This window comes from Oceanobacillus sp. AG (genome assembly GCF_009746545.1).
GTDB lineage: Bacteria > Bacillota > Bacilli > Bacillales > Amphibacillaceae > Oceanobacillus > Oceanobacillus indicireducens.
Genome location: NZ_WOWT01000028.1, coordinates 41,853 through 53,813 on the forward strand (window position 1 = coordinate 41,853; position 11,961 = coordinate 53,813).

Genomic DNA, 11,961 nt, shown 5'->3' on the forward strand with positions numbered 1-11,961 from the left:
CAAATAAACTTCTGCATTTATTACGTTAAATGGCCCGATTCTGAAACAACTTTTTTGTGCGACAATCGCGCCCGATTACAGTAGATTAATTTTCAATACAAGTAGAGAAGTCTAACCAATCTTCCGTACAAAAAACCTTTTTATTTCCAGCGTCTAATTTAACTTTCTTACCAATGGCCAGTGGATGCATAGGGTGGGTATGACATGTATCAAATTCAGCTAAAATCGGTATATCTAATCCATCTAATTGCTCTACTAGTAAATCTAATGGCTGTTTTCCTGTACCTAGATCATTGTATTGTTCATGTTTTCCCAAGATAATACCAGCAACTTTGTCAAAAATACCTTGCACTCTTAACATAGCGAAGTTTTTCTCAACAATTGAAGCATTTTTCATACAATCCTCAATCATTAAAATATCCCCTTGCTTAATCACAGGAAAATATGGAGAGCCAATAAATCCATACATAGCATTGACATTACCACCTATTAATCTACCTTCTGCAATTCCACTTTGCCCAGTGACCCATTCGTTTTTATAAAGCTTTTTCTCTGTCGTTTTTTCTAGCCAGTTTACAGGTTCATCCGACCAAAAAGCTGGAGTCGGTACTTCGTAAGGCATCTCATTCTTTTGCATAAAATATTGCTCAAAATAATGATATGTATCATTTACCAAAGGTTCAAATTCTCCAAATGAAGGGACTAATGCAGGACCATAGTACGTTGGTATGCCTGTTTTTGAATAAAGCGCAAGTAAAATAGCTGTAGCATCAGAATACCCAACCACTAACTTAGGGTTTTGTTTAAATGCTTCATAATCAATATATGGCAACACACTATTCGAGTTTGTTCCCCCAATAGTTGACATTATCATCTTCACACTAGGATCTTTTATTAGCTTATTTAATTCCTCTGCACGCTCTTTAGGCGATCCCGAGCGGTAGCCGTCCTTTCGACCTGTTAAAATTCCTTCAACGATAGTAAATCCTTTCTCCTCTAGAAAAGACTTTGCCCGTTCAAAACGCAATTTATCTGTAACTGTTGTAGGGGAAGAAGGAGTAAATATACCAATTGTATCTCCCTTTTTTAAAAAGTCCATAATCATTCATCTCCTTTGAATTTAAAAAGATACTGTCAAACAATCCAGCACGTTTGTGTAATAAAAAAAGTATTTTGAATTGAGCTTTAAATCCTATTTTAAAGTAATTAGAGTTCAAGAAGTAACTATCCTTTTACACCGTCATTCGGGTTCCATGTGCCCTGTAACTTCCTAATATAAAGAATCTGTCCAGTATGGTATGTTGTATGAATAGTAAAGTGGGCAAGTTCAGGTGAAAAGTCATCGAGTTGATTGGCATCAGCCCCTTCTACAACTTTCTTCCATTCAGACATAATGTCATTTATCCGTTTATCGGTGTCATTCCAATTTAGATTATCTCTATTTCTAAAGGTATTGTTATCTGCATTTCTTTCGTTTGGTATGTTTTTAACGTAGATATATGAATTAAATAATTCCCTCTACCGTATTCACATCTTTTGATCGAAGTATATCAGTATGGTTATTAAATAGCGTTTTCGCAAAAGAACGGATTTCTTCATAATCGATTTTAATCCATTTTTCTATCTCTTTTTCTGCATCCGTACTAAAAAAATGTTTGGAAAACTGTTTGAGAATAATAAAAGCTGAATAGTTATGTGGATTTGTATTATTTACTGCCTCAACCAGAAGCTTCTTCATGAATTCATAATTAGAGTAATAAATCAGCTCGACAAGCTTTGCCCGATATTCCAAGTCCCGTGCCTTTAACTTCGGAAATTGTTTATAATCACTGTAATGCTGTGCTTCATGTTTTAGGAAAGAAACTAAAAAGACATCAGTATCCAATTTGTCGCGGTAATTAGGTAATATACAATACAACGCATTTTCTTTCGCCCAACCACCTGCATATACCTCTCCAAATGTTGCTGATTATTTCACGCAAATAAGTCCATGAATACATGAAGTTGGGTCTTCTGATTCTCAACATGAGTCCACCAATATTCAATTGGAGTCCAGATAGGAAAAGACCACAAAAAAGTGGTCTTTGTTAGATTCATAGATTTATAAATTATTTTTAGCCAGATGTTCACGCATGTTGACATTGCCCGTTTCAAACCATACGGCATTGTGTACAATACGGTCCATCATTGCGTCAGCGTGAACGCCTCCACCAAGACGGGTATGCCAATCCTTCTTGCCGAACTGTGTACAGAAAATGGTTGAACCAGAATCATAACGGCGTTCTATCAGTTCAAATAAGAAGTGGACCTCTTCTTCGGAAAAGCTATCTAATAACCACTCATCTAAAATAAGAAGACCGTAGTTGGCATATTTATTAAGTAATTTAGTAACTCCTTTTGGGACAAGAGTTGCTTCATCTCTTTCGATTAATAAGTCAGGAACTCTAATGTAACGTGTGCGCACGCCTTGCTTACATGCTTCTCTGCCTAAAGCACATGCACAAAATGTCTTACCTGAACCGGTAAATCCTGCAAAAATCACATTTACATTTCTGTGAATGAACTGACAAGTACTTAACTCTTGAATGACGTGCCGATCTATCTTTCTTTGGTCGTAGTAAATGCTTGTGATATCTGCGCTTGGGATACGGAATTTTGCTCGTTTAATAAGACCCTGCACTTTGTTATTATATTTTTCTTGATAAACAAAATCCACAATACGCTGGAAGCGTTCCTCAAAAGTCATGGAAACTGTGATGGAATCCTGGTTTTGTTGTTCGATCATTTGTATCATTTCTGGTAAGTTCATTTCACGTAATTTGCGTTTTGTTTCATCATTCATCATTGTTCGTCTCCTCCATAATACGATGCACCTCTCACGTAACCGTATGATGCTTGATCATGTTTATTTTTTGTAGTATCTTTCTGTTGATTTAATACACCAGACGAAAGAATCGTATTTAGTTGTTTATAGCGCGGTGAATATACTTTTGTAAGTGCGAGTTTACATGCTGATTCTACCGATTCTTTTGCGTGCTTTTTCGTCAAATTTAAAATAGATAATGCTGACCGATAACCTTGTTCTTTTATTTTGACACTATCAAATACTCGTTTAATTACTTCATGCATAGAGGGGCCAATAGATTCTGCCCATTGAATTAAGCGAACATCATCCCATTCTGGACGATGAAATTGATCAGGTAGATGTTCCGGCTGCGTTGACCATTGGTACTTCTGGTAGTCATTCATTTTCTTGTGTGTCGCAATACGTTGATCCTGATGATAGACTTCTAATGTATTTTTCGTGACTTTTAAATTCACTGACTTTTTTACATATTGATAAGGGCAAGAATAATAGTTATTCTTATATTGGATATGGCAGTCTAAGTTTACCTTTCGTCCATATACCCAATCTGCGATTTCATAAGGGACACTTGGTAACTTTCTTAAAGAGGGTGCTTCCTCTTTTTCAAACACTTCCATTAGACTGCCTGTCCTTTTTTGAAATGGTCGATCATTATAATCATATAGCTTGATATCAATCGCTTGTTTCAAGTCATTGAGTGAAAAGAATTGCTGGTTTCTCAATGAAGCAATAATCGCTGTCGCAATCTTTCCTACGGCACTTTCTACCGATGCTTTTCCTTTCGGTTTACGTACTGGTGCTGGCATGATTGCGGTCATATAATGATCTCCTAATGCTTCATATTGGCTATTTAGAATAATATCCCCTTCTTTGGGGTGGTGGATAACACCAGTCTTTAAATTATCACAAACCAAACGAACGGCAGATCCTCCAAAGAAACGAAACATGTTGACATGACACTGAAGCCATGTATCACTTTTTTGATCGAATGTTGGTTCAACATACGTATATTGACTGTAAGGTAAAGAACCGACAAATAAATAGATGGTAATGATTTCTCCAGTCACACGATCTGTGATTTGCATAGTCGAGCCACTCCAATCCACCTCTGCGGTTACACCAGGCTTATGTTTTAAGTGGTTTGTCAGCTTGAATTGTAAAATATAATCTTGATACCCTTTACAAAATTTGGTGTAGCCCATTGATACCGCACCAGATTGGTCACAAGTATCTTTGTATTCCTGCCAAAGTAATTTTAAGGTAACACCTACACGCTTCAATTCGCGGTGTATGGCATTGTAATCTGGCATTTCATAAAGTAATTCTGACTGATGCCTTTCAGGAAACAGCCGACGGTACACCTCCTCATCTGATAATTTTTTAATGTCTTCATACGCTAAATGTAATTCATCTGCACGGTGGAACACGTCACTGACAGAGCTCTTCCCTATATTCTTTGTTTTGGCGATCATGTTGCGAGGTAGTCCCATTGCCCGGTATTCGAGAATTAACTTAGCTGGAATTTTTCTGGCCATAAAAAGGCCTCCTTTCGGATATTGTTTGAAAGCGAATGCTCCCAAAATTAAATATACCGAAAGAAGGACAAGAAGTGGACCTGAACCGTGAAAAGGTGGACTTGATGTGTGTATTTATTTTAAAGTGAAGTGGACTCGATCGAATGAATTAGTGGACTCAGCATGGATATTGGTGGACTTCTTTATGTGAAATAATCAGTTGCGAAGTGTAGCCAGCTTAACATGAGAAATTCATCCAAAAAGTATATCTGCACTATTTCAGTGGTATCAGGAATGTCAACATGATATGTTTTTTTATCTGTAGTTTTCCAAATAAAGGGGCCATAATGGGGTTCAATCCTACCACCTTTAAAGCTAAATCCTTTTTCATTAAATATGGCTTTCAAGTTTTCCTCAACGGTTTTCATATCGGTTGCCTTTTTCTCTTTAGGTAGATGAGAATTCAAACTTTCCAACAAATTCAATTCTGCAACAGAATGTTCTACTTTTTTTGTTAAGACTTCTACAAAGTAGTAACGATACTCATTTAAGACATTTTGTATCCATGTATCTGGATGAAAAGTTTTATAATCAGGATTATCCTGGAAAAATCGCCTATAGTATTTCTTCTTTATTTCAGCCTGTTCTTCGGTTTTGTCTTCAAGGTCATTTAAATATTTGTAAACCTTATTTACATCACCTTCTACACAACGGTAAAATAAATCTTTCATAAAGATCCCCCTCCTTCACCTACCCATGTTTTTATCTGCTTCTTCAACAATATGGCCTGTTTGTGTAATAAAAAGTATCTTGAATTGAACTTTCAATCCCATACTATCATATATTTAAATTAATTTAATTCCGCAAGATGATCCGGATACCAAAAAAACAAAAAAGAGGATAGGAATAACTAGTATGTGTATCCTTTTCCCTTTTGCCCCGCAATCATCACTGTCCATTATTCATTTAGTAAATCCATTATTTGTTCTTTTAATTTTGATATTTCCTTTTCAATCATATTCCAAACAATCCCGTTGTCCACACACTATTCTACCCCTTTTAACGATTCAACCATATCGATTTCCCAAAATTGAATATGGTCGGCAGAAAATGTATGAGCAACAACTATAAAAAAAACGAGCAGACGGCTCGTTTTTTTTATGACTTTTCAACTGTTAAATGTCCGCTCATGGCTAGCGTTCGGGCAATATTTTCAGAGAGTTTCATCGTATTGACTTTTGCCTGTTCCAAAGATTCCTCTAATGTCACTGCACCAGGAACAATGGAAAACATGGCGTCAATTCCATGATTGTAAATAGCGTCACTTTCATGACCTACGGCACCAGCAATACCAATGACCGGAATGCCGTATTTTTTCGATATGTTTGCGACACCGATGGGCGTTTTTCCATAAATCGTCTGAACGTCGATTTTACCTTCACCTGTGATAACAAGCGTAGCATCTCGTACACATTCATCTAACTTTACAGACTGGATAACAATATCGACGCCGCGTTTGAGCCGTCCATTCAAAAACGCTACAAATCCTGCACCTAACCCCCCGGCTGCACCGGCCCCGGGCATATTCATCACATCTTGTCCTAGTTCATTTTTCAAAACATAACCATAATGCGTAAGATTTTGATCTAATCTTGCGACCATCTCAGGTGTGGCGCCTTTTTGTGGGCCGAATACAGCCGAAGCACCGCGCTCACCTGTCAAGGGATTGTCGACATCGCACGCTACATCAACCGTCACATTGGCTAAACGCGGATCTAAGTCTGCTAGATCAATAGATTTTAATTGACTTAATGCTTCGCCCCCGTAGCCAATCTGCTCTCCATTTTTATCGAGCAGCTTAGCTCCTAAAGCTTGAGCCATACCTGAACCACCATCATTTGTCGCACTACCACCTATTCCGATAATCATATGATCAATTCCTTGATCAAGTGCAGCTAAAATTAATTCCCCCGTTCCTTTTGTCGTTGTCTGAAGTGGGTTGCGAAATTCTTTTTTAATCAAATGTAAACCAGAAGCGGCAGCCATTTCGATTATAGCTGTGTTTCCATCCCCCGTTATGCCGTAAAAAGCTTCAACAGGAGTTCCCGCTGGACCTGTCACAGTTTGCTTTATAATTTTCCCATCAGTAGCATCAACAAGAGATTGTACCGTCCCTTCTCCCCCATCCGCCATGGGAACTTTTAGATAAGTGGCTTCAGGCCATACTTTTTTAAAACCTGTTTCAATAGCTTCAGCCGCTTCTAAAGCGGTCATACTCTCCTTAAATGAATCAGGAGCAATGACTATTTTCATAAGGGTCAACTCCATTTCTTATCGTAATAACTAAAACTAGTAGAGAAGTCATTTAAACAACATCTTTTTCTGATATCACTAAGCCTTTTAAAACTCCATTTTAGATAAATAACTTAAAAACACCAAAGATGAGTGTTGAAATAATGGCTAAGGTTAAACCAACAAGTGATTCATAAGGGATCAATTTCATTCGTTCTTTCATATCCATAAATACACTACCACCTGTGGCGTGGAAAAAGCTACCATGTGGCAAATGGTCAAACACCGTTGCTCCTGCGTGAATCATCGCACCACCTGCCAAACCGGCAACTCCCAGTTCCATAATCGTTGAGCCGAATACGTTACTCGCCACCACCGTTCCAGCGGTTGTTGAAGCAGTAGCCATGGACATGAATGCGCCCGAAAATGGAGCTAATATATAAGCTGGAAGACCAAGGGCTTCAAGTCCATTCGTGATGACTTGGTCCAAGGCTGAATTAGAAATAATTCCTGCAAGCGTCCCAGTTCCAAGCAACATGACAGCAACCCCTGTCATTTTTCCAAGCCCCAGTACAGCGTATTCATTTATACGTTTCATTCTTCCCATTGCGAGTGCTCCAACGATTCCACCAATCGGAAGCGCAATCATTGGATCGATAATAATATCAAATAGAGGTCGCAAGGCAAGTAAAACAATCGCTGTTAATGGGGCGATGATGGCTAGAAGAAATGATGGTGCTTTCTCGCCACTTGCTGCTTGTAGTTCTTCTGATGTTGTAAAGCTTCCCTTGTTTATTAGTCGTTTAGCAATCACGTATGTGACCACAATACCAAACATAGCGGGGATAATTCCCGCAGCCATGATGGACGTTAACGGTACATCAAAAGCATCAGATGCTGCAATAGCATTAGGGTTCGGTGACATAATATTACCAGCCTTACCTCCACCGATCATCGCGATGAGTATAGCCATTTTTGAAAGTCCAGCTCGATGTCCAATCGCTAAAGCAATCGGCGCCACAGTTATGACGGCAATGTCAATAAATACACCAACCGTTGTTAATAACAAGGTAGCAAGTATTAAAGCCAAAAGCGCTTTCTTTTCACCTAGCCGTTGAACTATTGTTTCAGCAATTGTTGATGCTGCTCCCGACTGAATAAGGACCCCTGCTAAAATTCCTGCCGCTAATATACGAAGAACAGCCGGAATAATGCTTTCAGCCCCTTCAATCATGAGCGTCACTGTATCTTCTATACCGACTCCGCCAAAAAGACCACCTAACAATGCTCCTGCTACCATCCCGTATGCCGGTGGCACTTTAATAAGGATAAGAAAAATAGCAATAACGAGGGCAATGATAGCGCCTAAAGCGCTTACTTCTATTTCCATCTAGTGTCACTCCTTTTGTATTATAATCATGATGATAATTCTATTGTATCGTTTTGCAAAAGCGATTACATTAAGCAAATAAACAAAAGAAGGCACATAAAAGATTATACTTTAAGTCATCTGCACAATTTAAGATTGTAATTTATATGCTATTTGTTCGATATACAAATTTAACAAATCATGTATGTTTCTAGGGTCTTTCCCGGTAATACGTTTAATTTTTTCCAGTCGATAACTCAGCGTATTACGATGGATGAACAATCTCTCTGCAACACGAGATAACTCCCCTTGACTATCAATATATGTCTCTAGCGTCGTTTGCAAATCACCACTTTGATCTTCCATAACGAGGGAATGATAGTGTTTTGAAAAATCAGCAGGCAAACGATTGGCATGTAAAAGAATAGATAAATATAAATCGTCATAAACATAAATTGTATTTTCGGGATATAGTATCGTCCCCACTGCCAAAGCTTCTCGAGCATATTGATATGAACGTTTCGCATCTTCTAACTCGGAAAATGGATTACCAATACTGGCTTGCCACTGTCCATTTGATCTAAATGTTAACTGCTTAAGTAATGCCTCTATTCTTTTATACAGTGATTCAATGGATTGAGACTCAGAAAATTGTTTTAATATCACTATTTTAGTCGTTTGCACGCTTGCGACAAGATCATTTGTATCACAATAATTTTTTAAATAAGTTAAACTATCTTGCTTAATTTTTGCTAACTCTCTTTCATTCTCATCAGACATAAAATGGAGAAGGACTGCGATGCGCGGTGTGCGTAAGTCAATCCCCATTCTAGCTGCCCTCTCGATTAATAAATCATTCGTCCGATCGTTAATGACCTCAAAAACTAATTCTTCACGCAAACGTTCTTCCCACTGTAATTGATGAGTGAGTGCAGCCTGTTCCAAGGTAAGTTCCGCTCCCATTTTAACTAACTCTCCAAACTGGGAAATATCTTCGGGACGACCTGTAATACCTACCACGCCGACAATCTTTTTTTCAAACACAATCGGCAAATTAATCCCAGGTTTCGTTCCCGGTAACTGCTTGCTTTTAACGTGATCTATATCTATTCGTTTATTTTCCCGAATTACCTGAAGTGCTGCCGCATGAAAGTGACCTAATCTATCTTTTTCACCACTTCCTATAATCACGCCGTCTTGATCCATTACATTAATATTATGAGTAAGTATCCGCATCGTCCTGTTCACAATATCTTCTGCTATAGCCTTTGTTAACATAGTCATTGATAGCCCTACTTTCAAAAAGATGTATATTCATTTTCATCACGATATACCATTATTTAAATAAACAGCAAACTCGTCAAACGACACTTAATCCTTTTCCCATTCCATTAAATATTCTTCCTCGGAAGTCTGTTCATCTAATGTTTCTTCTTTTATTACAAAGCCATTTTTTAAATAGAAATCAACAGCTTTGTTATTTTTCTTGTACACTTTTAATTGTATATTTTCCCTTTGCCTTTTAACAAAATCTAACAAGCCCTTTCCATATCCTCCACCTTGATGCTTAACATCAATAAATAATGCAGCCAAATAATTATTCATCATCGATACGAAGCCGACAATGTCTTTTTCATTACTTACAACATAGGTTTCAGACATTGGGATATACTTTTCTTCCATCTTCGTTTGCTGTGATTTCCAATAATTCTTATCAATAAAGTCGTGTGCTATTAAAGAACCCTCATACCATATCTCTACTAATTTATTGACTTCTGTTTTCTTGTTTGGTCTAATATTCACCTTATCATCCCTAACATATAAATCTAAATGCTTCATTCAATTAAAAGGCCCTATTGTTGAATTGATAACTAAATATTAAAATAACTATCTACACATATTTAATACGTTTTCAAGATCATGCCTATGTAATTCTTCCAAATGACGTTTCAATTCTGTGTCGTGAATGGAAGTAATTTTGGAAATATGTACAACTGACGGCCTTAACAATCCCTTACTCCCAATACTTTAAGGCTATGTCAAATTGATTTCTTGGCTTCTGATCGGTAACTGGTGCAATAATAACATCTATATCCAAAGCTAATTCGTTGCCGACAATAAAACAACGTCCTCAGCCATATATATTTCTTTAATTTTATCTAGTTCCTTTTGCCATTCTTGTTCACTTAACATATCAATTTCTTTTATGATTTTATCAGGAATAGACATATGACGCACCTCCGTCACTCCATACACTTATTATACCTTATTTTTTCGCTAGCCTAAATGAACGATCTTCCTTCATCATCGCGTTTCCCAAGATACCATTGGAGTATGACACCACACGCGTTGATGTTCAATCTCAAGTTTGGAAAGAAACTTCGGAATTTGTTGTTCTAATTTTGGTTCTTCCAGTTTAAAAGCTGGATTCTTTGAGATATATCCTTCCTCATGAAAGAAAATAAGCCTAACTTTCTCTTGAAATTCAAGAGTTAAGTTAGTTTTTTAATGAAAAATACTAAATGTTCCAAATTCCTATTTCCCTCGCAAAGGCATTTTCCAATTTTGACCAAATTATTCAAGCAATTAATCTTCACTTTCAATAGAAATACATGTCTCAATAAGAAAAAGTTACATACCATAACGGGATGGTAAAGATTTAATAAGTTCCCTCATCTCACCAATACCTGTTGGATAAGTTAATACGAGTTAAAATGTTTTTCAAGCTCTTTTTTAAAAGAGTATCCCCTTCCTCCACAATCTGACTCGTAGACGTTATTCAAGGGGGAGCGGTAAGGAAAACTGCGTATTTACAATGTTAAGGATTTTGGAAAATAAAAAAGCTTAATTCCTCAGTTTTTAGTAAGAAATTAAGCTTTTGATTTTCAGCAATTTCCCGATAAATGATTAAAAAGAATACAGTTCTATTATTTTTTCTAAGGGTAATTTATTCGGATTACACATATCAACAAAATAAGGTAACTGCCATTTTTGGGTTTTCATAGCCTGTTTACTACTCGGACTATCCCAGTTAGGATAAACTCTTATTGCCATTTTGCCCTTTGTTGAAGTAGACCTAAGAATGTTCTGTTTTAAAAGAATTTCTTTTGGAAAAATAAATTGCCCAAATTCATTTTCATTTTTAAAGGTAGTTATGACTAATAAATCAGGGGCTTCCTTATATGAGTAGGGTTGATTTTTATTATTTTCGTCTTTTTCCCAAAATGCAACAAACTGCCCTATTTTAGTAGGGGTTATATTCGCAACTCTAAATCGGACTGTTTTAGAAGATAATTGAAATGTACCAGCACCATACTTAGAATTTTGCTTCTCTTCTTGAATTGACTTTACAGTTAAATCATTTGGCTCGTAAATCATTTTATTTACATAATTTAATGTTGTATAAAAATCATTCATTATTCCAGCCCCCTACCTTTAACGACGTTTTGTTTCCTTTTTATTTTTCAGCAATTCAATCAAGCCATCACTCTCATTCACTATTAACTTCGACCATAAATCCTCCGGGTGCATTGACATAAAAGGTATAACCATGCGCGTGCCGCGGAGGATCTACATCATATCCATCCTCTTTCAAGCGTTGAAAGCAAATAACTTTGCACTTCATTTCTGTGTACCTACTTTCATGTTACAAAAATCGTTACTAAAACATAAAATTGCAAGTATACCCGAAGCTATACCTTTTATAAAAAACCAATATAACGTTACAGATGAAATTGCAGAAAAAAGATTGATTCATTTTGGAAACCAGCTACAAATTTCAAAGTTATCACACTGTAGAGTAGAAAACAGGAATTAGATAGTTGCCTTCTTGTCCTCGGGTTTCAGGGTGTTCCACCTTACTAAGCCAGACAAGAGGGCAATTCCTTTTCCTGTTCCCCCTCATCAAACCGTACATGAAG

12 protein-coding genes and 1 pseudogene are annotated in these 11,961 nt (G+C 37.0%); all 13 read right to left on the bottom strand.

Going from position 1 to position 11,961, the window contains the following annotated elements; translation table 11 throughout:
• Positions 1–85 precede the first annotated feature (85 nt).
• The gene (locus GN217_RS14550; protein ID WP_156857383.1) at positions 86–1,099 is read right to left on the bottom strand and encodes a S66 family peptidase; all 1,014 of its coding nucleotides are present in this window, start codon (positions 1,097–1,099) and stop codon (positions 86–88) included.
• A 125-nt stretch (positions 1,100–1,224) separates the two neighbouring features.
• Positions 1,225–1,392 (bottom strand): hypothetical protein, encoded by a 168-nt coding sequence (locus GN217_RS14555; RefSeq protein WP_156857384.1) that lies wholly within the window; start codon positions 1,390–1,392, stop codon positions 1,225–1,227.
• A gap of 112 nt (positions 1,393–1,504) precedes the next feature.
• Complete coding sequence (locus tag GN217_RS14560) at positions 1,505–1,918, bottom strand: hypothetical protein (RefSeq protein WP_156857385.1); 414 nt, start codon at positions 1,916–1,918, stop codon at positions 1,505–1,507.
• Between the two features lie 183 nt (positions 1,919–2,101).
• Entirely contained in the window at positions 2,102–2,845 is a 744-nt protein-coding gene (locus tag GN217_RS14565; protein WP_156857386.1) for an ATP-binding protein, read from the bottom strand.
• Positions 2,842–4,401: an IS21 family transposase gene (gene istA, locus GN217_RS14570; protein WP_156857387.1), complete on the bottom strand. Its 1,560-nt coding sequence runs from the start codon at positions 4,399–4,401 to the stop codon at positions 2,842–2,844. The genes GN217_RS14565 and istA overlap by 4 nt, the downstream gene beginning before the upstream one ends.
• A 182-nt stretch (positions 4,402–4,583) precedes the next feature.
• Positions 4,584–5,111 (bottom strand): hypothetical protein, encoded by a 528-nt coding sequence (locus GN217_RS14575; protein WP_156857388.1) that lies wholly within the window; start codon positions 5,109–5,111, stop codon positions 4,584–4,586.
• A 427-nt stretch (positions 5,112–5,538) separates the two neighbouring features.
• A complete protein-coding gene (locus GN217_RS14580) occupies positions 5,539–6,693 on the bottom strand; it encodes a glycerate kinase (protein WP_156857397.1) in 1,155 nt (384 codons plus the stop codon).
• A 100-nt stretch (positions 6,694–6,793) separates the two neighbouring features.
• Positions 6,794–8,062, bottom strand: coding sequence for a GntP family permease (locus GN217_RS14585; protein WP_156857389.1), 1,269 nt, complete (start codon positions 8,060–8,062; stop codon positions 6,794–6,796).
• Between the two features lie 129 nt (positions 8,063–8,191).
• Positions 8,192–9,325 (bottom strand): sugar diacid recognition domain-containing protein, encoded by a 1,134-nt coding sequence (locus GN217_RS14590; protein ID WP_156857390.1) that lies wholly within the window; start codon positions 9,323–9,325, stop codon positions 8,192–8,194.
• 87 nt (positions 9,326–9,412) lie between these two features.
• A complete protein-coding gene (locus tag GN217_RS14595) occupies positions 9,413–9,844 on the bottom strand; it encodes an N-acetyltransferase (protein ID WP_188859637.1) in 432 nt (143 codons plus the stop codon).
• Positions 9,845–10,141: 297 nt separating this feature from the next.
• Entirely contained in the window at positions 10,142–10,270 is a 129-nt protein-coding gene (locus tag GN217_RS19255) for a hypothetical protein (RefSeq protein WP_255454407.1), read from the bottom strand.
• A 678-nt stretch (positions 10,271–10,948) separates the two neighbouring features.
• Positions 10,949–11,458 carry a MepB family protein gene (locus tag GN217_RS14600; protein WP_156857392.1) on the bottom strand — a complete coding sequence of 170 codons (510 nt, stop codon included), beginning with the start codon at positions 11,456–11,458 and terminating at the stop codon, positions 10,949–10,951.
• Positions 11,459–11,531: 73 nt separating this feature from the next.
• Positions 11,532–11,642: pseudogene (locus tag GN217_RS19055) on the bottom strand (VOC family protein); the annotation flags it as partial.
• Positions 11,643–11,961 lie beyond the last annotated feature (319 nt).

Coding starts and splice junctions, on each gene's coding strand:
- GN217_RS14550 (WP_156857383.1), bottom strand. CDS start 1,099: ATGGACTTTTTAAAAAAGGGAGATACAATTGGTATATTTACTCCTTCT.
- GN217_RS14555 (WP_156857384.1), bottom strand. CDS start 1,392: ATGTCTGAATGGAAGAAAGTTGTAGAAGGGGCTGATGCCAATCAACTC.
- GN217_RS14565 (WP_156857386.1), bottom strand. CDS start 2,845: ATGATGAATGATGAAACAAAACGCAAATTACGTGAAATGAACTTACCA.
- istA (WP_156857387.1), bottom strand. CDS start 4,401: ATGGCCAGAAAAATTCCAGCTAAGTTAATTCTCGAATACCGGGCAATG.
- GN217_RS14575 (WP_156857388.1), bottom strand. CDS start 5,111: ATGAAAGATTTATTTTACCGTTGTGTAGAAGGTGATGTAAATAAGGTT.
- GN217_RS14580 (WP_156857397.1), bottom strand. CDS start 6,693: ATGAAAATAGTCATTGCTCCTGATTCATTTAAGGAGAGTATGACCGCT.
- GN217_RS14585 (WP_156857389.1), bottom strand. CDS start 8,062: ATGGAAATAGAAGTAAGCGCTTTAGGCGCTATCATTGCCCTCGTTATT.
- GN217_RS14590 (WP_156857390.1), bottom strand. CDS start 9,325: ATGACTATGTTAACAAAGGCTATAGCAGAAGATATTGTGAACAGGACG.
- GN217_RS19255 (WP_255454407.1), bottom strand. CDS start 10,270: ATGTCTATTCCTGATAAAATCATAAAAGAAATTGATATGTTAAGTGAA.
- GN217_RS14600 (WP_156857392.1), bottom strand. CDS start 11,458: ATGAATGATTTTTATACAACATTAAATTATGTAAATAAAATGATTTAC.